The sequence below is a fragment of the Novosphingobium sp. BL-S-32 genome, assembly GCF_056857055.1.
Genome location: NZ_CM166476.1, coordinates 2,403,320 through 2,429,272 on the forward strand (window position 1 = coordinate 2,403,320; position 25,953 = coordinate 2,429,272).

The following is a 25,953-nucleotide window of genomic DNA, read 5'->3' on the forward strand; positions in this document are numbered from 1 at the left end:
CTTACACCAAAAACTGCCGTCATCCCCGCGCAGGCGGGGATCCCGCTTTTTCTTCAGGGTACGCAGAGACGCAGAGAGACTGTGAATCACCGCGCGATCTCTCCACGCCTCCGCGTGAACTAAAAAGGCGGGCCCCCGCCTTCGCGGGGGCGACGAATGGCAGTTGGCAGAGGCAGGACTAGCCCCCACAACGCCGCCACTGCGAAGTTTTGAACGCCCGTTCAAACTTGCTCTTCCCGACAAGCCTCTTTTCCGTCTAGCCCTAGAGGCCTGCAAGGCGTGCGAGGCGCCAAGACCCAGAAGAGAACGGGAGAACGTGATGTCCTACAAGGTTGCCATCGTCACCGGCGCCGCCGCCGGAATCGGCGCCGCCTGCGCGAAGCGGCTGGCGAAGGAAGGGGTGGCCGTAGGCGTGCTCGACCTCGATGCCGAGCGCTGCGCCGATACCGTCAAGGCCATTCGCGAAGCTGGCGGCAGCGCCATCGCCGTGGGCGCAGACGTGTCCAACCGCGCCTCGGCCAAGGCTGCGATCGAGCAAGTGCGCGAAGCGCTGGGCCCGATCTCGATTCTCGTCAACAACGCGGGCGTCACCGACTTCACCCCGTTCGAGGAACTGACCGAGGATCGCTGGGACTTCATCTACGCCGTCAACGTGCGCGGCCTGTTCATCATGACGCAGGAATGCCTGCCCGACATGAAGAACGCGGGCTGGGGCCGCATCGTCAACATCTCGTCCTCCAGCGCGCAGACCGGCGCGGTGAACATGATCCCCTATTCGTCGTCGAAGGGCGCGGTGGTGACCATGACCCGTTCGATGGCGCAGGAATTCGGCCCTTACGGCATCACCGTGAACAACATCCCGCCGGGTTCGGTGATGGGCACGATCATGTCCGAAGCCAACCGCGAGCGCTTCCAGATCCCGACCGAAGTGCTGCTGCAGACCATCCCGGTCCGCCGTATGGGCGAGCCAGACGATATCGCTAACGCCTGCGCCTGGCTCTGCGACGAGCGCAGCCAGTACGTCACTGGCCAGACCATCGGCGTGAACGGCGGCCGCGTCGTAACCTGAATTCTGCATCGACGGGTGGCAGTGCATGACGCTGCCACCCTTCCATAATTTCGGAAGCTTCGCCTTCCCGAAGCCCGAAAGCGGACCCACCCGCACCCCCAATTGACCCCCACGGCGCTCCCCGCGCTCCCCGCTTGCGCCTCCGCCCGCCATCTGAAAGGCCGCTGGAAGGACAGGAAAACCGGGGATCCGAGTGACCAAGACGGTCGTCACGCTGGAAGACAAATACACGCAAGGAGAAGGGCAAGTCATGCTCTCCGCCCTGCAAGGCGTCGTGCGCTTGCTGCTCGATCAGTCGCGGCGGGATCGCTCGGCGGGGCTGATGACGGCGGGCTATGTCACCGGCTATCGCGGCTCCCCCATCACCACGCTGGATGCGCAGTTGTGGGCGAGCGAAAAGCTGCTCACCCGGCACGCCATCCGTTTCGAGCCCGGCCTCAACGAAGAACTCGCCGCCACGTCCGTACGCGGCACCCAGCAGCTCGACTGGTACGGCAAGCCGAACGTCGATGGCGTCTTCGCGCTCTGGTACGCGAAGGGCGTGGGCGTCGAGCGTGCGGGAGAGGCGATCAAGGCGGCGAACTTCGAAGGCACCCACCCGAAAGGCGGCGCGCTGCTGCTCTGCGGGGATGACCACGCGGCCAAGTCCTCGCTGACCGCGCACCAATCCGAACATGTGCTGATGACGGCGATGGTCCCGGTGCTCTACCCGGCCACGACCGACGAGATCCTGTCCTACGGTCAGTTCGCCTGGGCCCTGTCGCGCGTCAGCGGGCTCTACGTGGCAGTGAAGGCCGTGACCGATACGCTGGACCTCACCACGACCGTAACCCTGCCGGGCCACACCTTCCCGATTGCCCTGCCGGAAATACCCGCAGGCGCCTCGCCGAACTTGCGCATCGCCATGTCGGCGCTCGAACAGGAAGCGGCGGTGATCGAGCGGCGCCTGCCGATCGTGCCGCTGTTCACCGGCCTCAACCCCATCGACCGGGTGAGCCACGAGGCGCCGGACCGGCGGCTGACCGTGGTGAGCGCGGGCAAGGCATGGCTCGATCTCTGTCAGGCGCTGGCCGATCTCGGAGTGGATGAGGCGGCATGCCGCGCGCTGGGCCTGCGCGTGGTCAAGCTCGGTCTCGTCTGGCCGCTCGATGCCGGATTCCTGCACCGGGCCTGCGGCGGCAGCGCCGAAGTCATGGTGGTCGAGGAAAAGCGCCCGGTTATCGAGGACCAGATCGCGCGCCTGTTCTATGGCCGCGCCAATGCCCCGGCGCTTTCGGGCAAGACCGCGCCGGACGGGGCCAAGCTGCTGTCCGAAGTGGGCGTGCTGGATGCCGCGACGGTGCGCCGCGCGCTGGTTTCGCGCATGGCGGTGCTGGGCATGCTGGGTGATGATCTTGCGGCGCGCGATGCCATGCTGCGCCAGCGGGAGGACTCTGCGAAGGCGCTGAACCGCACTGCCATCCGGCCCGCCTATTTCTGCTCCGGCTGCCCGCACAATACGTCGACCGTGGTACCGGAAGGCTCGGCCGCGATGGGGGCGACCGGGTGTCACGGCCTCGCCCACTACATGCCCGAACGCAACACGATGCAGACGGTGAGCATGGGGCAGGAAGGGATGCCCTGGATCGGCGCGCAGCATTTCGTCGATACGCTGCACATGTTCCAGAACCTGGGCGACGGGACTTATACGCATTCCGGCCTGCTGACGATCCGCGCGGCGGTGGCGGCGAAGAGCCGGGTGACTTACAAGATCCTCTACAACGATGCCGTCGCCATGACCGGCGGTCAGCCTGCGGAAGGTGCGCTCACGCCCGAGCAGATCGTGCGCGAACTGGTGGTGGAAGGCGTGCACCCGGTCGTACTGGTGAGCGAAGACCCCACGCGCTTTGCTGCGTCCGACCTGCCGAGCGGAACCCGCGTGCTGCACCGGGACGAACTGGACGCGGTGCAACGCGAATTGCGCGAAGTGACCGGCACGAGCGCCATCGTCTACGAACAGACCTGCGCCAATGAGAAGCGCCGCCGCCGCAAAAAAGGCGCTTACCCCGATCCCGACAAGCGGCTCTGGATCAATCCGGCGGTCTGCGAGGGCTGCGGCGATTGCTCGGTGCAGTCGAACTGCCTGTCGATCGTGCCGATCGAAACCGAATTCGGCCGCAAGCGCATGATCGACCAGTCCAGTTGCAACAAGGACATGTCCTGCATCAAGGGGTTTTGCCCCAGCTTCGTGGAAGTCTCCGGCGCGGCGTTGCGCAAGCGCGGCATGGATGACGCGGAACTCGCCAGCATGGTGGCGGCGCTCCCCGAACCGGCGGTGGCGGACCTGTCGCAAGGAGCCTCTGCGATGCTGGTGGCGGGGATCGGCGGGACCGGCGTGCTCACGGTGGGCGCGGTGCTGGCGATGGCGGCGCAGATGGAGGGCAAGGCCGCCAAAGTGCTTGACCAGACCGGCATGGCGCAGAAGGGCGGCGCGGTGGCGAGCCATGTCCGCATCGGCGCGGATGCCGACGCGATCCCCTCGGCGCGGCTGGGCGCGGGCATGGCGGACCTTGTGATCGCCTGCGATCTGGTGGTGGCATCCTCGCCCGAAGTGCTGGCGCTGGCGCGGCAGGATACGCGGGTTCTGGCGAACGAGGACGTGGTGCCCACCGGCGAATTCCAGCGCAATCCGGGCCTCGATCTGACCGCCAGCCGCTTCCTTCGCGCGATCGGCAAGCGCGTCGATCCGGCGGGGATCGCCTCGCTGCGCGCGGGATCGCTGGCGACGCGGCTACTTGGCGATTCGATCTTTACGAACCTGATGATGCTGGGCTTCGCGGCGCAGAAGGGGCTGCTGCCGGTCGCGCTGTCCTCGCTGGAAGAGGCGGTGCGATTGAACGGGGTGGCGGTGCGCGCGAACCTGGCTGCGCTGTCGCTCGGGCGGCTGGCGGCGGCGGGCGGGGAAGACCTTTTCGCGTTGGCCGATGCTGCACCTTCCGCACCCGAGGCGCCGCGCGATTTTGCAGCTATTGGCGAGAGTTACGAGCACCTGCTGACGGAGTGGCAGAACCCGGCCTATGCTGCGGACTACCGCGCGTTTCTCGACGAGATTGCGGGCGTGTTGAAGGCACGCGGGGTGGCCGGCGGGGAGCCTTTGCTGCGCGAAATCGCGCGGCAGCTCGGCCGTCTCATGGCGTACAAGGACGAGTACGAAGTCGCTCGCCTCTACAGCGCACCGGCCTTCCGGGCGGGGCTGTCCGACACGTTCGAGGGCACGCCGCGCCTCAAGATCCACCTTGCGCCGCCGCTGCTGGCGTTCCGCAAGGACCGCAAGACCGGCCGCCCGCGCAAGATCGCGTTCGGAAGCTGGATTTTCCCGGCATTCGCGTTGATCGCAAGGGCCAAGGGGCTGCGCGGGACATGGTTCGATCCGTTCGGCTACACTGCCGAACGCCGCATGGAACGCGCGCTGATCGGCGAATATCGGGATCTCGCGCGCCGGATCGCGGCGAAAGTTGAGCCCGATAAGATGGACCTTGCCGTCGAAATCGCCGCCGCTCCCGCGCTGATCGCCGGGTACGGCGCGGTGAAGGAGGCCGGAGTCGCCGCCTATAGGGAGCGAGTGGCCGAACTTTCACTCCGGCTCGAACCCAGCGCGATCACGGCCGAACTCGAACCGGCGTGACCGCCGGGGCGGTATCTGCCGCCCCGAAATTGCCGCCCGAACGCGATTGCCGCACGACCGGGGCCGTCGCTGCTGGAGGGAAGTCGGCCCATGAAGAACATCCGCATCAATGTCTCGTTCGACATGCGATCGCCCGACTGGGCGACGCCGACGCACGAGCTTTACCGCGCAGCAATCGAGATGGCGGCCTTTGTCGACCGGATCGGTGCGGACCAGATCGGGCTGATGCAGCATCACGGCTCCGACGACGGCTACTTGCCGCAGCCCTTCACGCTGGCCGGCGGCATGGCGGCGGTGACGAAGCACATCCGTTTCATGCTCGGCGCGGTGGTCTTGCCGCTGCACGATCCGCTCGAACTGGCCGAGCAGATCGCGGTGGTGGACCAGATGTCCAACGGGCGGCTCAATGTCATCTTCGGTGCCGGCTATGTACCGTTCGAGTTCGCCATGTTCCGCAAGTCCCTGAAGGACCGCGCACGGCTGATGGACGAAGGGCTGGAGATCATCCTGCGCGCCCTGAAGGGGGAGAAATTCGAGTTTGACGGCCGCCCGATCTATGTCCGCCCGCTCACCGTGCAGGCGCCGGAGGATATCATCATGGTCGGCGGCGGCGTGCCCGCTTCGGCCAAGCGCGCGGCGAAATTCGGCGTCGGTTTCGGGCCGATGAAGCCCGAACTTATCGATCTTTACCTCGCCGAATGCGAACGGCTCGGCCACGCGCCGCGCACTTATTTCCGGCCTACGCCGGGGATGCCGCTGGCGGTCCATCTTTGCGAGGATCCGGACGCCGGCTGGGAGGCGATCGCGCCGCACGCGGTCCACGTCATCACCGAATATGCCAAGTGGGCGGAGCAGGAGGGCGATGGTTCGAACTCGCCGTTCAAGGGGCTGACCGATCCGGCCGTGCTGCGTCAGGCGGGCATGTTCGCCGCATGGACGCCGGACCAGCTGGTCGAGAAAGTGCACAGCATGGGGGGCGTCGGTCATGTCGGCTTCCAGCCCTTGTTGGGCGGACTTTCGCCGGAAGAAGGGTGGAAGAGCCTCAAGCTGCTGGAAGCGACCATGCCGCGATTGAAGGCAGGAAAGTAGAAGTCCTGGGGGATGATCCCCCAGACCCGCAAAGCGTCTTCCTCGCGCCCGGCTTAGCTGTCGTGCGCTCCTTGCGGCGCAGCCAATACGTCTCCCGGCGTAGCCGTGGGCGCACGACTCAGTTGGTCCGCGTGACCTAGACGATATTGGGGGTGCAGGGGGGCTATGCTCCCCTGCTTATTCCTTTTCTTCCCGATACAGCCCCCGCAAAATCGCCAGAAACGCGCTTCCTCGCACACCCCCGGCGTGCAGCAGCCCGACCTCCCGCACGAGTTCGAAATCCCGCACCGGCACGAACCGCACCGAACCGTCGGCGAACCCCTCAGGCATCATCCCCACCCCGGCCCCGCTGCGCACAACCGAGAGAACGCGCTCGTCGCTGGTGGTCTTGAGCACGAAGCGCGGACGGACGCCGCGCTGGGTGAAGAAGCGGTTGATCTCCGGCAGCGCCTCGCAGTGGCGGCGCAGCGCCATGCGATCCTGCGCGAGCTGTTCGGCAAGGACTTCGCTCTCCCCGGCCAGCGGGTGATCGGGCGGCAAGACCATCATGTAGCGTTCGCGGGCGAGCACTTCGGGTTGGTAGCGGGCGTGGTGGGGGCGAACGACGGTCAATGCCACGTCGATCCGCCCGCGTTCCAACCGCTCAGCCAGATCGCGCTCGCTGCCGTCGAGCAGTTCGAGCGCCTCGCTGCCGTCGTATTGGGCCAAGGCGCGGCCTATCGTGCGGGTGGGGATGGTGTTGAGCACGCCCACGCGCAGCAGGCTCGGTTCGGCGGGTTCGGCCAGTTCGACCAGCGCGTGCTCATATTCGGCGGCGATGCGGCGGGCGCGGACGAGAAATCGGCTGCCCGCCGGGGTCAGGGCAACGCGCTGGCGATCCCTGTCGAACAGGCGCGCGCCCAGTTCGCGTTCGAGCTTGGCGATACCGGCCGAAAGCGTGGGCTGGGTAACGCTGACCGCCCGGGCTGCGCGGCTGAAATTGCCGGTTTCCGCCACGGCGAGGAAATAGCGCAGCAGATATTGGTCGATCATAGACAGTATCTATAACGAAGGGCGAAAAATTTCAATTTCCGCTCGCTTGCCGGCCGGTCTAGATAGGCGGGGCAAATCAATCCAGCATGGGAAGAGAGCCCGATGGCAAGCGCAGCGCAACCGGAGATCGTGGCATGAGCGCGCCGGTGCTCCATACCAGCCTGAATCTCGACAGCCCCGAGGCGCAGGCGCGCGACCGGTATAACCGGGCACTCGTGGCGGAGCTGCGCGAGAAAGTGGCGGTGGCCGCGCTCGGCGGGAACGAGAAGTCGCGCGAACGTCATGTCGCGCGCGGCAAGCTGCTGCCGCGCGAGCGCGTGGAGCGACTGCTCGATCCCGGCTCGCCGCTGCTGGAGCTGGGACAACTTGCGGCCGAGGGGCTTTACGAGGACGACATTCCCGGCGCGGGGCTGATTACGGCCATCGGCACCGTCTCTGGCCGCCAGTGCATGATCGTCTGCAACGATGCCACCGTGAAAGGCGGCACCTATTACCCGATCACCGTGAAGAAGCATGTCCGCGCGCAGGAGATCGCGCAGGAAAACAACCTGCCGTGCATCTACCTCGTCGACAGCGGCGGCGCCAATCTGCCGCATCAGGCAGAGGTCTTCCCGGACCGCGACCACTTCGGCCGTATCTTCTTCAATCAGGCGCAGATGTCCTCGAAAGGCATTCCGCAGATCGCCTGTGTCATGGGAAGCTGCACGGCAGGCGGTGCTTATGTTCCGGCGATGAGCGACGAATCGATCATCGTGAAGGAGCAGGGCACGATCTTCCTCGCCGGGCCGCCGCTGGTGCAGGCGGCGACGGGCGAAGTGATCTCGGCCGAGGACCTCGGCGGTGGAGACCTCCACAGCCGCAAGTCGGGCGTGACCGACCACCTTGCCGACAATGACGAGCACGCGCTGACCATCGTGCGCGACATCGTCAGCCATCTCGGCCCGCTGCATCATCACGACCAGCCGCTGCGCGCACCGCGTCCGCCCAAGTACGATCCGGAAGAACTCTACGCGGTCGTGCCGGAGGACGTGCGCGCGCCTTACGACGTGCACGAGGTGATCGCCCGTATCGTCGACGGCAGCGAGTTCCACGAGTTCAAGGCGCTCTACGGCACCACGCTCGTCTGCGGTTTTGCGCATATTCACGGGATGCCGGTGGCGATCCTTGCCAACAATGGCGTGCTGTTCTCGGAGTCCGCGCAGAAGGGCGCGCACTTCATCGAACTGGCCTGCCAGCGCAAGATTCCGCTGCTGTTCCTCCAGAACATCTCGGGCTTCATGGTCGGCGGCAAGTACGAGGCGGAGGGCATCGCCAAGCACGGCGCCAAGCTCGTCACCGCCGTTGCCACCGCCACGGTGCCGAAGATCACCGTGCTGATCGGCGGCTCGTTCGGCGCGGGCAACTACGGCATGTGCGGACGCGCCTACGACCCGCGTTTCCTGTTCACCTGGCCCAATGCGCGCATCTCGGTGATGGGCGGCGAGCAGGCCGCTTCGGTGCTCGCCACCGTCCACCGCGACGCTGCGAAGTGGTCGCCCGAGGAGGCTGAGGCCTTCAAGGCGCCGATCCGCCAGAAGTACGAGGACGAGGGAAATCCCTACTATGCCACCGCCCGCCTGTGGGATGACGGTGTGATCGACCCCGCGCAGACCCGCGACGTATTGGGCCTTGCGCTTGCCGCGTGCCTTGAGGCGCCGATCCCCGAAAAGCCGCAGTTCGGCGTGTTCAGGATGTGATGGCGATGGCTCGGATCGATACTCTCTTCGTGCTCGACACCGACTATGCGGATCCCGCATTTGGCGGCGAGCGTCGCTTTTACTGCAAGGATTGCGTGACGGTGGAGGGCCTGCTGGCGCTGTTCCCCGAGCGCGCAGGCAATATTGAAGTCGTTCGCGTCCGCTGGCCGCGCCCGCGTGCGGCCATGGTCGCTGCGCTGGGCGAGGAAAACCAGAACCTTCCCGCGCTCGCCTTTGCCGAGGGCGGCTTCGCCAATGATATCGAAGGCGTCCTTGCGGCGCTGCATACCCGTCACGGTTTCCCGGAGCGTCACCCATGATCCAGTCGCTGCTGATCGCCAATCGCGGCGAGATCGCCTGCCGCGTTATCCGCACCGCGCGGGAACTCGGCATTCGCACCGTTGCGGTCTATTCCGACGCCGATGCCGATGCACTGCATGTGCGCGAGGCGGATGAGGCCGTGCACATCGGCCCGTCTGCGGCGCGCGAAAGCTACCTCGTGGGCGAAAAGATCATTGCCGCCGCGAAGCAGACCGGCGCCGAGGCGATTCACCCGGGCTATGGCTTCCTGTCCGAGAATGCCGAATTTGCGCAGGCGGTGATGGATGCCGGGCTGGTCTGGGTCGGCCCGAAGCCGTCCTCGATCACGGCGATGGGCCTGAAGGACGCGGCCAAGAAGTTGATGGCCGAGGCAGGGGTGCCGGTGACGCCGGGCTACATGGGCGAGAATCAGGAGCCTGCCTTCCTGGCCGACGAGGCCGCCAAGATCGGCTATCCGGTGCTCATCAAGGCCGTCGCGGGCGGCGGCGGCAAGGGCATGCGGCTGGTCGAGGCGCCCGAGGCTTTCATCGACGCGCTGGCCTCGTGCAAGCGCGAGGCGGCGTCCTCGTTCGGCAACGACCACGTGCTGATCGAGAAGTACATCGCTTCGCCCCGCCACATCGAAGTGCAGGTCTTCGGTGACAGCCACGGCAATGTCGTCCACTTGTTCGAGCGCGATTGCTCGCTCCAGCGCCGCCACCAGAAGGTGATCGAGGAAGCCCCCGCGCCCGGCATGGACGCGGCGACGCGCGGGGCGCTCTGTGCGGCGGCGGTGCGGGCGGCCAAGGCCGTGGACTATCAGGGCGCTGGCACGATCGAGTTCATCGCGGACGGTTCGGGCAAGCTCTCCGCAGACCGCATCTGGTTCATGGAAATGAACACGCGTCTTCAGGTCGAGCACCCGGTGACCGAGGAGATCACCGGGGTCGATCTGGTCGAATGGCAACTGCGCGTGGCGAGCGGCGAACCGCTGCCGCTCTCGCAGGAAGACCTCACCATCGACGGCTGGGCCATGGAAGCCCGTCTCTATGCCGAGGATCCGGCCAAGGGCTTCCTGCCCAGCATCGGCAAGCTCGAACTGCTGGAATTCGGCGAGGCTGAGGGTGGGCGCATCGACACCGGCGTCTATGAAGGCGCGGAAGTCTCGCCCTTCTATGACCCGATGATTGCCAAGGTCATCGCCTGGGGCGAGGACCGCGACGAAGCCCGTGAGCGGCTGGGCGAGATGCTGGAGGATAGCGCCGTCTGGCCGGTGCGGACCAATGCCTCGTTTCTCGTCAAGGCCTTGCAGCATCCCGACTTCGCAGCGGGCAAGGTCGATACCGGCCTGATCGGCCGCGATGGCGAGAGCATGGCAGAAGTGCCCGTGCCTTCGGACGAGGTGCTTCAGGCTGCCGCGAACTCGCTGGTATCGACCGTGCCGATGGCAGGCTTCCGCCTCAATGCAGCGCCCGCGCGTGCGGCATGGTTCTCGCTCGACGGCGAGAAGGTCGAGATCGAGCTGACCGGTGAGGGCAGCGAGGAGCCGGACGACGGCGTGCTCGTCACCGAGCAGGGGCAGGCCTGGTTGCTCACCCTCTGGCGGCGCGACGGCGTGCATGGCGCGGCGGACGGTTCGGGCGCGATCCTTGCGCCGATGCCGGGCAAGGTCATCGCGGTGGACGTCACGCAAGGGCAGTCCGTGACCAAGGGGCAGAAGCTGCTGACGCTGGAAGCGATGAAGATGGAGCACACGCTGGCGGCGCCCTTCGATGGCGTGGTGGCGGAACTCAACGTCGTCGCGGGGGCACAAATTCAGGTGGAAGCCCTGCTGGCACGCGTCGAACCGCACGAAGATTGAGGCGAGGATCGCGGCCTGCACGAATTGTCATTTTAAGTTCGGCGGGATGGGCTTAGCCCTTTCCTGTCCGTCCTTGTCCGACGGATTCGATACGAGGAGAATTCCCTTGAAGCTTTCGTATCTTCTTGCCCTTGGCGCAGTCGCCGCCACTCCGCTTGTCGCGCTTGCCCCGGCGGAGGCCGCGCCGCCGTCGCACTGGACCACGCTCGGCACCCGGACGGTCAATCCCGGGACCACCCACAGCACGTTCACCGTCGGCAGTCGCAACGCTTTCCGGCAGGTCCAGCTCTGCACGCGCGCCGCGCCGATCCGTATGACGAGCTACACGGTGCGCCTTGATAACGGCCGGCAGCAGAACATCCGCGTGAACGCCACCATCAGGGCGAATTCTTGTACGCGGGTAACCACGCTGACCGGCGGTCCGCGCCGGATAGACCGCGTGACCGCGTCCTTCCAGCGAGTCCCGCAAGGCACTCGCCCGCAGATCCGCATCATGGCGCGTTGATACAGGCTGTCCGGCCGGACGCGGTGATCCGCGCCCGGACGGACATTTTACCAAAGGGAGACAGGATTTTGCCGGGCCGCTTTTTCGACGAATGGACCGTGGGTGACAGGATAACCCATCAGCCGGGTCGCACCGTTACCGAGACTGACAACCTGATGTTCTCGGCGATGACGCATAACATGCAGCCGCTCCATCTGGACGCGGAATTCGCCAAGCAGAGCGAGTTCGGCCAGATCCTCGTCAATTCGACTTTCACTTTCAGCCTCGCCGTGGGTCTTTCGATCGCGGACACGACTGTGGGCACTCTCGTCGCCAACCTCGGCTTCGACAAGGTGGTGACGCCCAAGCCGACCTTCATCGGCGATACGCTGACCTGCCATTCCGAAGTGGTCGAAATGCGCGAGAGCAAGTCGCGCCCCACGCAGGGCATCGTCGTGTTCAAGCACGAACTGACCAACCAGCGTGGTGAGACTGCGCTCTCGATGCTGCGCACCGTGCTCCTCAAGAAGCGCGACGCGTAACTCCAATTCAGTTGCCACAGGTGAGGCGGTCCAGAGGAAGAACCGCCTCCGGACCGCGGAATGTGGCACGGTTCGCGTTTGATCCTCGCCTTGGTCAACCGGTCGGGATGGTTACGAGCGGGGCATTGTTGTTCGCGGTACTGGAATCGTTGAGCGAGAGCAGGATCTGCGTGATCAGGAACATGCGCTTGGATTCGCTGTCCGTGCCGTCGATCCAGAACCAGCTGCCGCGATAGCGGATCGCGACATGCGGATCGGCAGGGCGATCGGGGCCGCAATGGATGCGGACAAGTGGGGGCTCCCCGGCCGCATCGGTTCCGGCAACACCAGTTTGGCCGTCCGCAACCCTGCCATCTCTATCCTTGACCGGCAGTTCGACACTTTGCGCCATTTCGGTCAATATCTCGAACATTGACCGCGAACCGATCGCAAGCTGGCCGGGTGCCGGCTGGGCAGCTCCGAAGCGGATCGCCAGTTCCTTGGCATCGCCCGGCAAATTGAGTGCACGCTTGATGAAATCGAGGTCCGCGCGATCAACGTCCGAAGGTGATCGCGACAGGACCGCCCTTGCCGTGAAATGCGATTTTTCGTCGCGCTCGATATGAAGGGCAATTCCGCCACTCCGCTGCAAGCGGCCGATGGCTCTGACGATCAGCGGAAATTGAGGATCTGCACCGCCGGCAAACAAAGGGTCGTGACTGCCCGAGCGAACGCCGTTGATCGATCGGGCCGAAAGCCGGAGCAGATATTCGGCGGACCACCCCGCCTCCATCATCGCCAGCAACGAGGCCGGAGGAATGGGCGAGAGCATGCTGCGCGAAAAGCGCTCGCCCGACAGCGGCGCATAAGTGATCGTTGGCGTTTCCCGCAGCAGGACATTGGCTCCCGCAGTTCCGTCTGCATCGTCGGGTGCGGGATGGATGCCGAAATCGGCATGGACGGACCCTTCGCGCGTATATTGGCTGATGACGGAATTGACCTCAAGAAACGCGGGGGCATCGCCGTAACGGATCGCCACGATATTGAGCAGCAATTGTTCCTTGTTGTTCTGCAGCAGCCGCATGGAATAATCGGACCGATCGATCCCCATGCGCTGCGCGCCGATGGACGTACAGCCCGTCGCGGACAGGATGAGCAGCGGCAGGACGAAAGAGAACTTCAACCGTCTCGCGCCGTCTTCCATCGCGCATCATCTCCGGCGTTTGCCTTCCTGCTGATAGAGGGGATTCGGGCCAAGACCCATTGGGAGTTCCCTGTCGTGGATCTAGGGAAAAACCTTAATGCCGAGGGGGTTTGCCCTCACGGCCACCCTATTCCGGAGCCTGTTCCGGCAGCGCGTCGGTTGGAGCGTCGGGAACCGCAGGAAACCATCGCCCCGATCCAAGTACAAATTTTTTGGGGTGGTGGAGACCGCGCGGCTTACATAGGCCTCGGGAGGTATGAACATGCCGGTGCAACACGCTTCCTGGGGCCTTACCGAGAAGGAGAAGCAGACGCTTCGCCTGATCGTGCGTGGGCACGATGCCAAGTCGATTGCCCGCAGCCTCGACCTTTCGGTCCATACCATCAACGAGCGACTGCGCGATGCGCGGCGCAAGATGGCAGTGTCCAGCAGCCGGGAGGCGGCGCGCCTGCTGCTGCAAGTGGAAGGTGACGATGCTTGTTCTCCGAACCCCCAATTGTTTGTGGACGCGGGAATCGGGGGAGACGCAGCGGCACTCCAGGCGGATCAGGCAGAGGCGCCGATCGGCGGCGCGGGGTGGTTTCATCGCCATTCCCGGATCAGCATCGGAGTTCTGTTCATGACCTTTGCCCTTGGCCTTCTGGCGCTCGTCAGCCTCACGCAAGTCGCCACACCACCATCGCCAACACCGACCAGCGCGGTCAATCAGGAGGTCGTCGATGCGGCGCGCCAGTGGTTGACGCTGGTGGATCAGGGGCGCTGGGAGGATAGCTACAAGGGGACCGGCTCCGCATTCCAGAAGCTGAACACCCTGCAAGTATGGGCGGAAACCTCCGAAAAGGTGCGTGTGCCGCTGGGGGCGGTGATTTCGCGCACGTTGCTCGGTCAGGAGAACCTGCCCGCGCCGCCTGCCGGCTATGAGGTCGTGAAGTTCCGCACCAGCTACGCCAACAAGGCGGATGCGGTGGAGACGGTTTCGCTGGCGCGCGAAAATGGTGTTTGGCGCGTGGCAGGCGTGACCATCGAGTAGGCGGAGCGAGCGTCCGAAGGATGGCCGTCGGGGTTTCCTCCTCGGATCGACCCTAGCCGGCCAGATGCTCGCTGAGCGAGCGGGCCGCACCGACCAGCGCCTGCTTCACCCGGTCCATCTCGCCGCGCAGCGTTGCGCCGATGCCTATGGCCACCAGTGCGTGGGAAGGCGCGCCGCTGCCGCGACCACCTTTCCACACCGGCGCGGCGATCACGGTGACACCGGCGATGTAGTGGCCGTCGTCCACAGCGATGCCGGTCAGCCGCGCCTCGGCGACTTGCGCGCACCATTCCGGCCATGACGGAGCGTCGTCCCAACGCAGCGTTTCGAAGCGCGGGTGCAGGGTTTCGAGGTCCTCCACACCGAAAGCGGCAATGCAGCGGCCGGTGGCGGATACGAGTGCGGGGAAGCGGCTGCCGACCTGTGTGGAGAGTTGGAATGCCTCGCCCGATTGCGCCATCGCCGTGACGATGATGTGATCGAGCCCGAAGACCTGCACGCCCAATGTGGTCAGCCCGAAGTCGCGCGAGATGCGGTCGAGTGGACCTTGCGCAAGGTCGTTGAACTGGTCCCGCTTCAACCATCCCCGGGCGAGGGTGAGCACGCCGGCGTCGAGCGCATAGCGCTTGGTGTCGGGATCGAAAGCCACGAATTCCTCGGCCACTAACGCCCTTAACACATAGAGGCAGGTGCTGGGCACGAGGCCGAGTTCGCGGGCAATGGCCTGCACCCCCATCGGCAATGCACGTTTGCCCAGCAGGCGCAGCACTGCTGCCGCCCGGGCAATGGCGGGGGCCTTGCTGGCGCGCACAGCGTCTTCGAGAGGGTCTGATCTGCCCATCATTCAATATACAGAATAACATTCAATATTTACAAATCAAGCCTGCTTCATCACATTTGTTGAACACAAGAACAAACGGCCGAGATGTGAGTCGCAGAAGCGATGCGTCCGGCGCGGAGTGGGATGAGCGATGGCGAAGTTGACCGACCTTTCGAGCTATGCCGATGCGCAGGCGCACGCCTCGTCGGCCGCGCTGTGGGAGCTGTTCGACGGCGACCGCGATGTGCTCAACATCGCGCATGAGTGCATTACCCGGCATGCCGATGGTTCGGGCCGCGCGGCGGTACGGATCGCCCATGCCGATGGCCGCGATGAAATCCTCAGCTTCGATCTGATCTCCGCCGGGGCCGCGCGGTTCGCGCACTGGCTCGATGCCGAGGGCGTGCAGCCGGGCGAGCGCATCGCCTTCATGCTGGAACCCTCGCTGCCGTTCTACGTCTGCCTGTTTGGCGCGATGCAGACCGGCGCGATCTCGGTTCCGCTGTTCACGTTGTTCGGGCCGGACGCGCTGAAGCTGCGCATCGACGACTGCAAGCCTGCGATCCTCATCACCAATGCCGAGAAGGCAGACCTCGCACGCGGAGCGGTGACGGCGGAAAACGGGCTGCGCGTGATCGTCGCGGACGATGGTCTTCTGGACGAGATCGCGAAGTATCCGGCCACCTATGAGCCGAAGACCAAGGCGGGCGACCTCGCTGTGTTCCAGTACACCAGCGGCACCACGCGCGAGCTGCCCGAAGCGGTGAAGCACACGCACAAGGCGCTCGTCACGCTGATGTTCGCGGCGCTCTACGGCACCGGAATTCGACCGGGCGACGAGTTCTTCTGCCCGTCTTCGCCCGCATGGGGCCATGGCCTGTGGCACGGCACGCTGGCGCCGCTCGGCCTCGGCGTCACCACCGGCACCTTCGCCGGGCGCTTCGATCCAGTGCGGCTGATGAAGGCGCTGGATGATTATGGCATCACCAACATGTCGGCGGCGGCAACGCACTACCGGATGATGAAGAACAGCGGCGCGGCGGGGGACTTCAAGTTCCACTTCCGCAAGCTGTCCTACACCGGTGAGCCGATCGATCCGGCGACGCTGGAATTCATCGACGGCGCATTCAAGGTGCCCGTCTGCTCGATGTACGGGACCACCGAGATCGGTGTGGTGCTGGTGAACTACCCCGGCGCGCATGACTTCACGGTGAAGCCCGGTTCGCTCGGCAAGGCGGTTCCGGGACAGAAGCTGGAAGTGCAGCGCCCTGACGGCACCCCCACCGCGCCCGGTGAGATCGGTGAACTGATGCTCTGGCGCGGCGGTAACTGGATGACCACCAAGGACCGCGCGAAGATCGACGAGGACGGCTATTTCTACCACTGCGGCCGTGCCGATGACGTGATCATCTCGGCGGGCTGGACGATGTCGGCGGTCGAGATCGAGAACACCATGCTGCGGCATGAGAACGTGCTCGAATGCGGCGTGATCGGCGTGCCGGACGAAAAGCGCGGGCAAGTGGTGAAGGCTTTCGTCGTCGCCAATCGCGCCGGAGACGATGCCTTCGTCAAGGAGCTTCAGGACTTCACCCGCGAGAAGCTCGCCCAGCACGAATTCCCGCGCATCGTCGAGTTCGTCGACGAACTGCCCAAGAACCCGGCCGGCAAGGTCCACCGCAAGATGCTGCGCGACCGCGAGGCGGCGAAAGCTGCTGAAGCGGTCGGCTAAAACTTATCTCAGGAATTCAGGAGAGTACCGAAATGGCAACCACAGCAGAATCCAAGTTCCCCAAGATCACCGAGGCCGGCCTCGACGATCTGCGCGCCCGCATCGGCGTGAAGATCGAGAACACCGTCGAGCCGTGGAACTACGAAGCCACCCGCGACGCGATCCGCCACTATGCCCACGGCATCGGCGACGACAATCCGCTGTGGTGCGATCCGGAATACGCGAAGAACACCAAGTACGGCTCGATCGTCGCGCTGCCTTCGTTCCTGTTCACCACCAGCCGCATCGTTTCGGGCTACTGCGGTGGTCTTTCGGGCGTGCACGCCATGTGGGCGGGTGCGGACTGGACCTGGCAGAAGCCGGTGCTGCGCAACGACACCATCACCACCGTCGCTTACCTCAAGGATCTGGTCGAACATCAGACCAAGTTCGCCGGTCGTTCGTTCCAGCAGATCTACCACGTCGACTTCTTCAACCAGCACGGTGAGCAGGTTGCCGGCGCGGACTCGTGGGTGTTCCGCACCGACCGTGACGAGGCCCGCGAGCGCGGCACGAAGTACACCGAAGCGCGTGGCCGCGTTGAGCCCTTCACCCAGGAACAGCTCGACGAATTCTACGACATCTACGACCAGGAAGAGATCCGCGGCGCCACCCCGCGTTACTTCGAGGACGTGAACGTCGGCGACAAGCTGCCGCCGATGATGAAGGGCCCGATGACCGTCACCGGCTTCATCTGCTATGCGCAGGGCTGGGGCGGCCTCTACATCCGCGCCAACAAGCTGGCCTACAAGATGCAGAAGGCGCACCCGGGTCTGGGCATCCGCAACCGCTTCAACGTGCCGGACTGCCCCGAGCGCGTGCACTGGGACGAAGCTTTCGCTCTCGAAGTGGGCGCGCCGGGCGCATACGACTACGGTCCGGAGCGTTGCTCGTGGCTGACGCACCACATGACCAACTGGATCGGTGACGACGGCTTCCTCACCAAGTCGGACTGCCAGATCCGCCGCCACAACCCGGACGGTGATGCCATCATCATCACCGGCGAAGTGACGCGCAAGTTCGAGGAAGGCGGCAAGAAGTTCGTCGAAGTGTCGCAGAAGGCGACCACCCATCGCGGCGAACTCTCGGCCTTCGGCACCGCTGTTGCGGAACTGCCCAGCAAGGGCTGATCGCGAGAGGCATTGCCGCCGATAGCGGCATGGCGATTTCGGCCCGGACCTTTGCGCAAGGTCCGGGCCGTGTCGTATGAATGCTGCGAAAAACAATGGGAGAGCAGGCAGTGGGACAAGATGCAGCGGCGGCGCCGCAATTCGAAGCCAATGGCGATGTGCGGGTTCCGGCCTTCGTCCTGCCCGCCTCCAGCCTGCTGAGCGAGGAAGCCGCAGCGTTCCAGCGTTCCCGCGCGGCAATGCCGGCCTTCGATGCCGCCGGAGAGCAAGAAGCAGACATCGCGGCCCGGCGCGCGCAAATCAATGCCTATGCCGCGCAGGGCGTTGCCCGCCTGCGCGAGAATTTCGCGGTGGAGATCGTCCCGAAAACCATCGGCGGCGTGGAGGTGCTCGACGTCACCCCCGCCGATGGCAGCCACGATCCCGAACGCTTGCTGATCAACCTGCACGGCGGGGCCTTCACCGTGGGGTGGGACGGCATTGCGCTGATGGAGGCGATCCCCATCGCCGCTCTCGGCAAGTTCCGCGTCGTCAGCGTCAATTACCGCATGGCGCCCGAATACCGGCACCCGGCGGGTGTGGAGGACGTTGCGGCGGTCTATGCCGCGCTGCTGGAAGATTACGCGCCGGGCCGGATCGGCATCTACGGCGGTTCTGCAGGCGGCGCTCTGACGGCGCAGGCGGCGGCATGGCTGCCAGCGCACGGACTGCCGCAAGCGGGGGCAGTCGGCATTTTCGGCGCGGGCGGGGTGCCGTTCGGGGCCGGCGAGTCCGCCTATGTCGCGGGCTATATCGACGGCTCGTTCCCGCCGCCGCCCGCCGACGGCAGCACGCCCATCGACATAACGCGCGGCTATTTCGACGGTTGCGACCCGCGCGATCCCAGCGCTTGGCCGGGCTATCATCTGGACGTGCTGGCCACCTTCCCGCCCACGCTGATCATCACCGGCACCCGCGCGATGGACCTCAGCCCGGCGATCTTCACCAACTCGCAGTTGCTCAAGGCCGGTATCCGCTCCACGCTGATCGTGGGCGAGGGCATGGGGCACTGCTACCACTACGGCCTCCACATGCCCGAAGGGCGCGATGCCGTGGCGCTGATCCTTTCCTTCTTCCGTGAGAACCTGTCCCGATGAGCGAAGACACACCTTGGGCGGGGCCCCTTGCCGGGGTGCGGGTGATCGACTTTACCCGCGTGCTGGCGGGGCCCGCCGCGAGTCTGGCGCTGGCCGATATGGGCGCCGAAGTGTTCAAGATCGAGCCGCCCGGCACCGGCGACGAGACGCGCACTTTCCCGCCCACGCGCGATGGGGAGAGCCACTATTATCTCGCGGTCAATCGCGGCAAGAAATCGATCGTCGTCGACCTCAAGAGCGAGGACGGGCTGGCGCTGGTCCGCGATCTGGCGGCCAAGTGCGATGTGTTGGTGGAGAACTACCGGCCCGGCGTGATGGACCGGCTCGGCCTTGGTTACGAGGCGATGAAGGCGATCAACCCGCGCCTGATCTATTGCTCGATCTCGGGGTATGGACAGACCGGCCCGCTGAAGGACCGGCCCAGTTTCGACATCGTGCTTCAGGCCATGTCCGGCGCGCTTTCCATGAACGGAGAGCCGGACGGGCTGCCGACCAAGCTGGGCATTCCACTGGGCGATCTGGTCGGCGGCATCAACGGGCCGATCGGCATCCTCTCCGCCCTTTACGAGCGCGAGCGGACCGGCGTGGGGCGGCATATCGACGTCAGCCTGATGGATGGGCTGATCGGCATGCTGGGCTACATCGCGCAGCTCGCCTTTTTCAACGGCACCGATCCCAGCCGGGTGGGGTCGCAGCATCCCAACCTCGTGCCTTATGGCATCTTCCCGGCGCGCGAAGGCTCCATCGTCGTTGCCTGTCTGACGCCGGGATTCTGGAGCCGCATCTGCCGCTCCATCGAGCGGCCGGAACTGACCGAAGACTCGCGCTACGACACGCTGGAAAAGCGCCGCGATGCACGGGCCGAGGTCAACGCCATCGTCAGCGCCTTTACCGAACGTCACAGTGTGGACGAACTGGTGGCGATCTTCACCGCGCACGAAGTGCCGCACGCGCCGATCCTGGGCGTGTCCGAAGCGCTGGCGCAGCCGCAGGCGGTGGAGCGCGAAATGGTGGTGGAAACGCAGCACAAGACGCTGGGGCCGATCCCCATCGTCAATCGCCCGATCCGCTTCACCGATGCCCCGCAGCCGGTGCCCAGCGCGCCGCCAGTGCTGGGCGAGCACACCGATTCCATTTTGGAGGACGTGCTCGATCTTTCGCCGGAGCGAATTGCGCAGCTTCGCCGCGCCGGAGTGGTTGCCTGAGCCCACGCTTCAGGCAAGGCTGGCGGAAAGAACCTGAGAGGATTTCCAGATGGCCGACCTGCGCTTCGATAATCGTGTCGCCGTGATCACCGGCGGCGGGCGTGGGCTCGGTCGGGCGCACGCACTGTTGCTGGCGAGCCGGGGTTGCAAGATCGTCGTCAACGATCCCGGCGTCTCGATGGCAGGCGATGCCACCGACGAAGGCCCGGCCGAGACGCTTGCCGCTGAAATCCGCGCGGCGGGCGGGGAGGCTGTCGCCAACACCGACAGCGTCGCCACGCCGGAAGGCGGCAAGGCGATCATCCGGTCCGCACTCGATGCCTTCGGGCGGATCGATATCCTGATCCACTCGGCCGGGAACGTGCGGCGCGGCAGCCTGTCCGAACTCGCGTACGAGGATTTCACCAGCGTCCTCGATGTCCACCTGAAGGGCGCCTATCACGTCGTGCGCGAGGCGTTTCCGCACATGATGGCGCAGGGCTTCGGGCGTATCGTGCTGACCAGTTCGATCAACGGGCTCTACGGCAAGTCGGACAATGTGACTTACGCGATGTGCAAGGCGGGTTTCATGGGCCTGTCCAATACCGCCGCGATCGAGGGGCAGCACAATAACGTGAAGTCCAACCTGATCGTGCCCGCTGCCGTCACCCGCATGTCCGAAGGGATCGACACCAGCCAATTCCCGCCGATGGAACCGGAACAGGTGGCGCCGATGGTCGGCTATCTCTGCCATGAAAGCTGTGAGGCTTCGGGCGAGATGTTTGTCGCCATGGGTGGCCGTCTGGCGCGGGCCAAGGTGATGGAGAACGAGGGCGCGTTCCGGCCGGACTGGTCGCTGGAGCAAGTGGCCGAGCAGATCGATACCATCCGTAACGGGGGTGAGGCGCTGGCCTTCCCGCCAGTGCCGGACGGGCAACTTGAGCATCTACTCTATGGCTTCGCGATGATCCGACGGGAAACCGTGGCGTGATCCGCTTAAATTGTTGTAAGAAGCGGGTTGATTAGGTGGGTGATCAATAAACTATTTACCGCCAAATCGTATGCAGTTGCTCGTCTATTTCGTGCGACTGGAAATATAATGCGCTTTGCTTTTGGCTTGCTTGCTGCCCTTTGTTTGTCCACCGCCTGCATTGGCCCGCGATGCTGCGCCTAATTACGTGCCGCTAAGTGGGGCATTCAGCGAAGGGTACAAGGAAAAGCTGCAAGGCGATGGCACGTACAGGATCGTCACGGAATATCATGTGCGAGATCCGCTAATGGCCTTGGATGTGGCGCTCTATCGCGCTGCAGAACTCGCTCGGCAGGCCGGCAAGCCCTATGTTCAGATACTGGGCGGCTACGGCAGCACCTCCTATGGCACTTCGTCGGGGTTCGTATACGCGCGCCCCGTCGATAGCGCTGCAGCGCCGACGGCGTGCCGGGACAAGCGTTGCTATACGGCGGATGTCGGCAAAGTTCTTGAGGCGCTCAGCGGCCCATCAGGCAATCAACCCGGCGTTGCCAAGCCATCCTACACGGATGAAAAGGGGCGTCAGGTTTCGATGCTGGGCTATGGGATCGGCGCGATTGCCTGGGCAGAGCGGTGACCTTTTCCGGGTAGTCTTCGTGGCTGAGATTGCTGCCCGGCGGGGGGGCAGTTTCAGCCGCGCAAGTCCTGCAGGCAGCGGGTAAACCAGTCGGCCACTTGGGCGCGCTCGCTTTCGCCGAAGCCGGTCAGCGGCAGGTGGCGCAGGAAGAATACGAAGCCGATCGACAGGATCGAGATTTCGAGCGCCTTCACGGCGCCGCTCTCGCCGCCAATCGCCTCCGCCATTGGCGCGATGCAGCGCCGCGCGAAGACCTGCGCGGCGATCTCGGCCGCTTCCGGCGCGCCGGAGGCCATGGCGATCATCAGCATAGGCTGCACCGATTCCGCGCTTCCCAGCAATTCCGTCGTGATGTGCCGGGCGAAGTCCTCGGGCGCGACGGCCAGCAGCGGATCGACCGCCATGGCCTGATCCAGCGCCGCCTCGAACAGCCCCGCTTTCGATCCGTAATAGCGCAGCAGCAGCGGCGAACTGATCCCGGCGCGCGCGGCGATTTCGCGGATGCCGGTATGCGAATAGCCGCTGGTCGAGAACAAGTGCTTGGCCGCATCGAGAATGCGCGCGCGCGTGGCTTCTGCGTTTCTGGCGCCATTGCGGGGAGAAGGTGCTTCCATCGCTCGCAGGCTATCGCCGGGATTGACAGAAGGGCAAGAGCAACCGAAGTTACCATTCGATAACATAACTGCGGAGAAAGCTGAGATGGCGACTTTCGTTCTCGTTCACGGCGGCGGTCATGGCGGCTGGTGCTACAAGCCGGTGGCGCAGAGGTTGCGTGCCATGGGGCATGAGGTTCACACCCCGTCGCTCAGCGGCCTTGGCGATCGCAAGCATCTGCTGAGCCCGGCGATCGACCTCGACACCCATATCGACGACGTGGCCCAGTTGCTGGAATTCGAGGATCTGACCGACGCGATCCTGGTTGGCCACAGCTATGGCGGCATGGTCATCACCGGCGCGGCGGATCGCCAGCCGGGGCGGGTGGGGCACCGTGTCTATCTGGATGCCGCCTATCCGGTCGACGGCGAATCGCTGCACGAACATGCTTTCGAGATGATCGATCAGGCGCGCCAGACGATGCGGCAAGTGGATGGGGTGGACGTGGTGCTTGAACCCATGCCGGGCTTCGCCGCTTTTTTTGGTGTGACAGACCCGGAACTGGTCGCCTGGACCGATGCGCGGCTGACGCGGCAGCCGTGGAAATGCTTCGCGCAGAAGATCGCTTTCACTGGCGAATCGGCCATGCGGGCGATTCCCGAGAGCCACCTGATCTGCACATCAACCATCCCAGGACGCGATATGCCGCTGCTGACCGAGCGTTCTGAGGGGCGTGTGTGGGATATCGACACCGGTCACGATCTCATGCTCACCGAGCCTGACTGGGTCGCCGAGCGACTGGACGCCATCGCCCGGATCTGAAAATTGCTCGGTTAAGGAGATACTTGCGGTCAAAAACGGCCGATCGCGTTCGTGAATCCATGCTTCACCAAATGCGGTGACGCTGTAGCAAGGTGATACGGGGTGAGAACCCACGTTGTTTGTGCGGATTGACAGCCGGAGCCACTTTGGGATTTTGGCTGCATCCGCTTGAACGGGCTGCAACGATGGCGAGTTCCTTGACCGAACCAGTTTCCGACACCCACGTCTGGATCGCGCGCCTGCGCGATTTTCTTCACGATTGCGCCGGCAGCGCGTCCGCGGAGGAGTACGACCGCATTCGCGAGGCCGTGTTGCTTCTGCACGATCCGGACGGGCAGAGCGGCGCGACGTTCGAGCCCACCACGATCGAGGCGATGCTCTCGTGCGGGGCGGCCGAGAGCGCGGTGTTTGCCATCGTCGGGCCCGACGTCAATTGCATGGTCTCTCGCGGGAGCGCGGGATCGTGCCTGGCGACGCTGGTCCTGCCCGATGGGTCCGAGGAAGTGATCTCCGAAGGCGCCACGTTCGGGCTGGCGCTGCTGGCGGCCTATGTCTCGATGATCCTTTCGGGTCTTGAGCGCGATGACGGGATGTCAGCGCCGCTCACTTTGCCGAATGGCGCAAGGCTGCACTGAGACAGGCAGGAAACGGGACGGCCTTAAATCGGGACGGGGCATCCGGTAGGTCGCACGAAGACTGGATCCCCCGCCAGTTAGCTTATCAAGGGTCCGCGACGGCTCCGGTCAGGAGGGGATTGTGACCGTGCCGCCACCCATTTGCACGAGCGTAGCTATCCCTGCCCGGGCCCACAGGCGATCGTCAGCAGCAGGACGACTTTGGCGATGCCCTTGGCCATCTCGATCCATCCGGTCAGCCCGAACATCCGCTTTAGGCCGGAGAGCGGATCGATCCGCGCCCCCTTGGGCAGGACATTGCTGCCCAGCCAGCGCCCCTCGCCAAAGCCGAGCTGCGAAACGAGCGCGACGAGGATCACGCCAATCCCGAGCACGAGGATCGGCGGCAGGAGCTCGACCAGAACTTGCAGCAGGCGCTGGCCCGGCATGAAGTCGTCGATATCGGCGCGGCGCCACGTGAACCCGTTGGCCACCGCGCGCAGCAGCTGGTCCAACACCCACGGCCCGGCGAGTGCCAGCCATGCTCAGCCCATCGCCACGCCCGCCGCCGTCGCCATCTCGCGCGAACGGATGACATCGCCCTTCTCAGCTGTATCTTTCTGGCGCTTGGCAGTGGGGGTGAAGCTCTCTTCGCCTTCCTGCTCGCCCATGCCATGGCCGCAGGGGGCGTCACGGCGGCGATTCCGCCCAGCACGCCCGCCGAGAGGCCTAGCGCGACGAGGTTGAGCGCGGGGGCCACGCCCGTCACCACTTGCACCAGCAGCAGGACCGGACAGCCGGGCAAGGCTATTGCCGCGCCGGTGGCGAATGTGCGCGAGGCGAAGGAGGCGACCAGCGCGAAGCGCTGCGCCGGGGGGCCCGCGCTCGAACAGGCGGGTATTTCCTACCACATCGACAATTCCTCCGGCGCGCTGACAGTTGGCGAGGGGGAATCTACCGCGTCCGCATGCTAGCCGCCGCCGATGGGACGTTGGCGACGCCGGAAACCGGCGGCCAGATGCTGGATAAACTGCCGATGGGCGCCAGCTGCACGCTCGAAGGCGAACGCCCGCGCGCTGCGCGCGAGCACGATCTCCAGCTGACCATCGCCGAAATCGACGGCGCCCGCGTCCAAATTGCGGAGGGGGAAAATCCGAGTTCGTGCGCCATAACATGCCGCCCTCGGCCTCGGTGATGATCCGCCTCAAGCGCGACGAGCATGCCGGAGGCCGTTCAGACGGAGATCGTCCATCGCATCGCTACGCTGGTCCCGCAGGCCTCCAGCGCGGGAACGACAGTGTTGGGTCAGGTCGTCTTGTGTTCGAAGGGCTTCGTTCAGCCTCAGCCCAGATAAATCCCCGCCGGATTACCCGTCACGCCCGATTCCACTTCGAACAGCGCGCCGTCGAATTCCGATTCCGGCAGGCCCTTCGCTGCCGAAGTCACGAACATGCGATCGAGGTTCTCGCCGGCAAAGGCAATGTTGGTGATGCGCCGGGCGGGCAGTTCGATCGAGCGGTCCCGCGTGCCGTCGGGCGCGAAGCGGGTGATCTTGCCGCCGTCCCAGTGAGCGACCCAGAGGAAGCCCTCGGTATCGGTGGTCATGCCGTCCGGATAGCCGTCCTCTTCCGAGAAGCGGATGAATTCCTCGCGGTCATGGGCGCTGTCCGGGGCGCCCTTTGCGTCGAGCTTGAAGCGATAGATCGTCCGCAGCGCCGAATCGGTATGGTAGAGCCACTGCCCGCAGGGCGAGAAAGCCGGGCCGTTGGGCACGGTATAGCCCGAATCGATGACCTGCCATTCGCCCTCGGAAGAGAGGCGATAGAGCGTGCCGATCGCGTTCTCTTCCGCCATTTCCAGCGTGCCGCACCAGATCGCGCCGTGGCGGTCGGCCTTGCCGTCGTTCATGCGGTTGCCGGGCAGGTGCGGTTCGGGATCGTTGCGCTCGGAGATCGTCAGCGGATCGAGCGTGATATGGGCGACGCCGTCCTGAAAACCGCCGATCAATCCGCCTTCCGCGCGCTCGGCGACCCAGCCGAGGCGGGCAGGCATGTCCCAGCGGGTGAACACGTTGTCCGAAAGGCTCAGGCGATTGAGGGCGGGGGCAAGGATGTCGACCCAGTAGAACGCATTGTCGCGTGCGCACCACAGTGCGCCTTCGCCCAGTGTGTCGCGGACATCGCGTTCGATCTTGCGCCAGAGCGTCATCGCAGGTCTCCCATCCATTGCCGGTCAGTGTCGTGATTTTCGGGGTTTCGAATACAACTTCGGCCCACTTCCCCACCAGC

25 protein-coding genes are annotated in these 25,953 nt (G+C 65.0%); 18 read left to right on the forward strand and 7 right to left on the reverse strand.

The features are described from left to right. Positions 1–319 precede the first annotated feature (319 nt). From AC1VVK_RS11205 to AC1VVK_RS11215, 3 genes are all read left to right on the forward strand, one after another. A complete protein-coding gene (locus tag AC1VVK_RS11205; protein WP_482903036.1) occupies positions 320–1,069 on the forward strand; it encodes an SDR family NAD(P)-dependent oxidoreductase in 750 nt (249 codons plus the stop codon). A 193-nt stretch (positions 1,070–1,262) separates the two neighbouring features. Beyond that, the gene (locus tag AC1VVK_RS11210) at positions 1,263–4,733 is read left to right on the forward strand and encodes an indolepyruvate ferredoxin oxidoreductase family protein (RefSeq protein ID WP_482903037.1); all 3,471 of its coding nucleotides are present in this window, start codon (positions 1,263–1,265) and stop codon (positions 4,731–4,733) included. 90 nt (positions 4,734–4,823) lie between these two features. After that, on the forward strand, positions 4,824–5,822 hold the full coding sequence (locus AC1VVK_RS11215) for an LLM class flavin-dependent oxidoreductase (RefSeq protein ID WP_482903038.1): 999 nt from the start codon (positions 4,824–4,826) through the stop codon (positions 5,820–5,822). 177 nt (positions 5,823–5,999) lie between these two features. On the opposite strand, the gene AC1VVK_RS11220 is transcribed toward AC1VVK_RS11215, so the two are convergent. Next, positions 6,000–6,854, reverse strand: a complete 855-nt coding sequence (locus AC1VVK_RS11220) for a LysR family transcriptional regulator (protein WP_482903039.1) — start codon at positions 6,852–6,854, stop codon at positions 6,000–6,002. 134 nt (positions 6,855–6,988) lie between these two features. On the opposite strand from AC1VVK_RS11220, the gene AC1VVK_RS11225 reads away from it, so the two are divergent. From AC1VVK_RS11225 to AC1VVK_RS11245, 5 genes are all read left to right on the forward strand, one after another. Then, entirely contained in the window at positions 6,989–8,590 is a 1,602-nt protein-coding gene (locus tag AC1VVK_RS11225) for a carboxyl transferase domain-containing protein (protein ID WP_482903040.1), read from the forward strand. A gap of 5 nt (positions 8,591–8,595) precedes the next feature. After that, entirely contained in the window at positions 8,596–8,910 is a 315-nt protein-coding gene (locus AC1VVK_RS11230; protein ID WP_482903041.1) for a DUF3088 family protein, read from the forward strand. Further along, positions 8,907–10,751, forward strand: coding sequence for an acetyl/propionyl/methylcrotonyl-CoA carboxylase subunit alpha (locus AC1VVK_RS11235; protein WP_482903042.1), 1,845 nt, complete (start codon positions 8,907–8,909; stop codon positions 10,749–10,751). The genes AC1VVK_RS11230 and AC1VVK_RS11235 overlap by 4 nt, the downstream gene beginning before the upstream one ends. 106 nt (positions 10,752–10,857) lie before the next feature. Continuing rightward, positions 10,858–11,256 (forward strand): hypothetical protein, encoded by a 399-nt coding sequence (locus tag AC1VVK_RS11240; RefSeq protein ID WP_482903043.1) that lies wholly within the window; start codon positions 10,858–10,860, stop codon positions 11,254–11,256. A gap of 68 nt (positions 11,257–11,324) precedes the next feature. Continuing rightward, on the forward strand, positions 11,325–11,777 hold the full coding sequence (locus tag AC1VVK_RS11245) for a MaoC family dehydratase (protein WP_132388146.1): 453 nt from the start codon (positions 11,325–11,327) through the stop codon (positions 11,775–11,777). 94 nt (positions 11,778–11,871) lie between these two features. On the opposite strand, the gene AC1VVK_RS11250 is transcribed toward AC1VVK_RS11245, so the two are convergent. Further along, positions 11,872–12,939: a hypothetical protein gene (locus tag AC1VVK_RS11250; protein WP_482903044.1), complete on the reverse strand. Its 1,068-nt coding sequence runs from the start codon at positions 12,937–12,939 to the stop codon at positions 11,872–11,874. 277 nt (positions 12,940–13,216) lie between these two features. Between AC1VVK_RS11250 and AC1VVK_RS11255 the strand changes: the two genes are divergently transcribed. Beyond that, positions 13,217–13,990: a DUF4019 domain-containing protein gene (locus AC1VVK_RS11255; RefSeq protein WP_482903045.1), complete on the forward strand. Its 774-nt coding sequence runs from the start codon at positions 13,217–13,219 to the stop codon at positions 13,988–13,990. A 52-nt stretch (positions 13,991–14,042) separates the two neighbouring features. Here the strand turns inward: AC1VVK_RS11255 and AC1VVK_RS11260 are convergent, their stop codons facing one another. Then, positions 14,043–14,834, reverse strand: a complete 792-nt coding sequence (locus AC1VVK_RS11260) for an IclR family transcriptional regulator (RefSeq protein WP_482903046.1) — start codon at positions 14,832–14,834, stop codon at positions 14,043–14,045. 127 nt (positions 14,835–14,961) lie between these two features. Here AC1VVK_RS11260 and AC1VVK_RS11265 point away from each other — a divergent pair, with 127 nt between their 5' ends. The 6 genes from AC1VVK_RS11265 to AC1VVK_RS11290 all read left to right on the forward strand — a co-directional run bounded on the left by AC1VVK_RS11265 (position 14,962) and on the right by AC1VVK_RS11290 (position 21,635). Next, positions 14,962–16,539 carry an acetate--CoA ligase gene (locus tag AC1VVK_RS11265; protein ID WP_482903047.1) on the forward strand — a complete coding sequence of 526 codons (1,578 nt, stop codon included), beginning with the start codon at positions 14,962–14,964 and terminating at the stop codon, positions 16,537–16,539. A 32-nt stretch (positions 16,540–16,571) separates the two neighbouring features. Continuing rightward, the gene (locus tag AC1VVK_RS11270) at positions 16,572–17,708 is read left to right on the forward strand and encodes an FAS1-like dehydratase domain-containing protein (RefSeq protein WP_132388156.1); all 1,137 of its coding nucleotides are present in this window, start codon (positions 16,572–16,574) and stop codon (positions 17,706–17,708) included. A 110-nt stretch (positions 17,709–17,818) separates the two neighbouring features. Then, on the forward strand, positions 17,819–18,844 hold the full coding sequence (locus AC1VVK_RS11275) for an alpha/beta hydrolase (protein ID WP_482903048.1): 1,026 nt from the start codon (positions 17,819–17,821) through the stop codon (positions 18,842–18,844). Then, positions 18,841–20,049: a CaiB/BaiF CoA transferase family protein gene (locus AC1VVK_RS11280; protein ID WP_482903049.1), complete on the forward strand. Its 1,209-nt coding sequence runs from the start codon at positions 18,841–18,843 to the stop codon at positions 20,047–20,049. The genes AC1VVK_RS11275 and AC1VVK_RS11280 overlap by 4 nt, the downstream gene beginning before the upstream one ends. A gap of 49 nt (positions 20,050–20,098) precedes the next feature. Continuing rightward, entirely contained in the window at positions 20,099–21,019 is a 921-nt protein-coding gene (locus AC1VVK_RS11285; protein ID WP_482903050.1) for an SDR family NAD(P)-dependent oxidoreductase, read from the forward strand. A 160-nt stretch (positions 21,020–21,179) separates the two neighbouring features. Continuing rightward, positions 21,180–21,635, forward strand: a complete 456-nt coding sequence (locus AC1VVK_RS11290; protein WP_482903051.1) for a hypothetical protein — start codon at positions 21,180–21,182, stop codon at positions 21,633–21,635. 53 nt (positions 21,636–21,688) lie between these two features. Here AC1VVK_RS11290 and AC1VVK_RS11295 read toward each other — a convergent pair whose 3' ends face one another. After that, the gene (locus AC1VVK_RS11295; RefSeq protein ID WP_482903052.1) at positions 21,689–22,249 is read right to left on the reverse strand and encodes a TetR/AcrR family transcriptional regulator; all 561 of its coding nucleotides are present in this window, start codon (positions 22,247–22,249) and stop codon (positions 21,689–21,691) included. A gap of 85 nt (positions 22,250–22,334) precedes the next feature. Between AC1VVK_RS11295 and AC1VVK_RS11300 the strand changes: the two genes are divergently transcribed. Together AC1VVK_RS11300 and AC1VVK_RS11305 are read left to right on the forward strand one after the other, a co-directional pair. Continuing rightward, on the forward strand, positions 22,335–23,051 hold the full coding sequence (locus tag AC1VVK_RS11300) for an alpha/beta fold hydrolase (protein ID WP_482903053.1): 717 nt from the start codon (positions 22,335–22,337) through the stop codon (positions 23,049–23,051). Positions 23,052–23,248: 197 nt separating this feature from the next. Then, positions 23,249–23,686 (forward strand): hypothetical protein, encoded by a 438-nt coding sequence (locus tag AC1VVK_RS11305; RefSeq protein WP_482903054.1) that lies wholly within the window; start codon positions 23,249–23,251, stop codon positions 23,684–23,686. A gap of 155 nt (positions 23,687–23,841) precedes the next feature. Here AC1VVK_RS11305 and AC1VVK_RS11310 read toward each other — a convergent pair whose 3' ends face one another. Both AC1VVK_RS11310 and AC1VVK_RS11315 read right to left on the reverse strand, forming a co-directional pair. Continuing rightward, entirely contained in the window at positions 23,842–24,180 is a 339-nt protein-coding gene (locus AC1VVK_RS11310) for an EscU/YscU/HrcU family type III secretion system export apparatus switch protein (RefSeq protein WP_482903055.1), read from the reverse strand. A 30-nt stretch (positions 24,181–24,210) separates the two neighbouring features. After that, positions 24,211–24,336: a hypothetical protein gene (locus tag AC1VVK_RS11315; RefSeq protein WP_482903056.1), complete on the reverse strand. Its 126-nt coding sequence runs from the start codon at positions 24,334–24,336 to the stop codon at positions 24,211–24,213. Positions 24,337–24,408: 72 nt separating this feature from the next. Here AC1VVK_RS11315 and AC1VVK_RS11320 point away from each other — a divergent pair, with 72 nt between their 5' ends. Further along, positions 24,409–24,639 carry a hypothetical protein gene (locus AC1VVK_RS11320; protein WP_482903057.1) on the forward strand — a complete coding sequence of 77 codons (231 nt, stop codon included), beginning with the start codon at positions 24,409–24,411 and terminating at the stop codon, positions 24,637–24,639. 367 nt (positions 24,640–25,006) lie between these two features. Here AC1VVK_RS11320 and AC1VVK_RS11325 read toward each other — a convergent pair whose 3' ends face one another. Further along, a complete protein-coding gene (locus AC1VVK_RS11325) occupies positions 25,007–25,873 on the reverse strand; it encodes an SMP-30/gluconolactonase/LRE family protein (protein ID WP_482903058.1) in 867 nt (288 codons plus the stop codon). Between the last annotated feature and the right edge of the window lie 80 nt (positions 25,874–25,953).

What these genes read in the sequence shown, in the direction of transcription:
- AC1VVK_RS11315 (WP_482903056.1), bottom strand. Translation starts at nt 24,336, where the DNA reads ATGGGCGAGCAGGAAGGCGAAGAGAGCTTCACCCCCACTGCCAAGCGC.
- AC1VVK_RS11205 (WP_482903036.1), top strand. Translation starts at nt 320, where the DNA reads ATGTCCTACAAGGTTGCCATCGTCACCGGCGCCGCCGCCGGAATCGGC.
- AC1VVK_RS11215 (WP_482903038.1), top strand. Translation starts at nt 4,824, where the DNA reads ATGAAGAACATCCGCATCAATGTCTCGTTCGACATGCGATCGCCCGAC.
- AC1VVK_RS11270 (WP_132388156.1), top strand. Translation starts at nt 16,572, where the DNA reads ATGGCAACCACAGCAGAATCCAAGTTCCCCAAGATCACCGAGGCCGGC.
- AC1VVK_RS11255 (WP_482903045.1), top strand. Translation starts at nt 13,217, where the DNA reads ATGAACATGCCGGTGCAACACGCTTCCTGGGGCCTTACCGAGAAGGAG.
- AC1VVK_RS11265 (WP_482903047.1), top strand. Translation starts at nt 14,962, where the DNA reads ATGGCGAAGTTGACCGACCTTTCGAGCTATGCCGATGCGCAGGCGCAC.
- AC1VVK_RS11295 (WP_482903052.1), bottom strand. Translation starts at nt 22,249, where the DNA reads ATGGAAGCACCTTCTCCCCGCAATGGCGCCAGAAACGCAGAAGCCACG.
- AC1VVK_RS11235 (WP_482903042.1), top strand. Translation starts at nt 8,907, where the DNA reads ATGATCCAGTCGCTGCTGATCGCCAATCGCGGCGAGATCGCCTGCCGC.
- AC1VVK_RS11285 (WP_482903050.1), top strand. Translation starts at nt 20,099, where the DNA reads ATGGCCGACCTGCGCTTCGATAATCGTGTCGCCGTGATCACCGGCGGC.
- AC1VVK_RS11300 (WP_482903053.1), top strand. Translation starts at nt 22,335, where the DNA reads ATGGCGACTTTCGTTCTCGTTCACGGCGGCGGTCATGGCGGCTGGTGC.
- AC1VVK_RS11225 (WP_482903040.1), top strand. Translation starts at nt 6,989, where the DNA reads ATGAGCGCGCCGGTGCTCCATACCAGCCTGAATCTCGACAGCCCCGAG.
- AC1VVK_RS11260 (WP_482903046.1), bottom strand. Translation starts at nt 14,834, where the DNA reads ATGATGGGCAGATCAGACCCTCTCGAAGACGCTGTGCGCGCCAGCAAG.
- AC1VVK_RS11280 (WP_482903049.1), top strand. Translation starts at nt 18,841, where the DNA reads ATGAGCGAAGACACACCTTGGGCGGGGCCCCTTGCCGGGGTGCGGGTG.
- AC1VVK_RS11325 (WP_482903058.1), bottom strand. Translation starts at nt 25,873, where the DNA reads ATGACGCTCTGGCGCAAGATCGAACGCGATGTCCGCGACACACTGGGC.
- AC1VVK_RS11230 (WP_482903041.1), top strand. Translation starts at nt 8,596, where the DNA reads ATGGCTCGGATCGATACTCTCTTCGTGCTCGACACCGACTATGCGGAT.
- AC1VVK_RS11220 (WP_482903039.1), bottom strand. Translation starts at nt 6,854, where the DNA reads ATGATCGACCAATATCTGCTGCGCTATTTCCTCGCCGTGGCGGAAACC.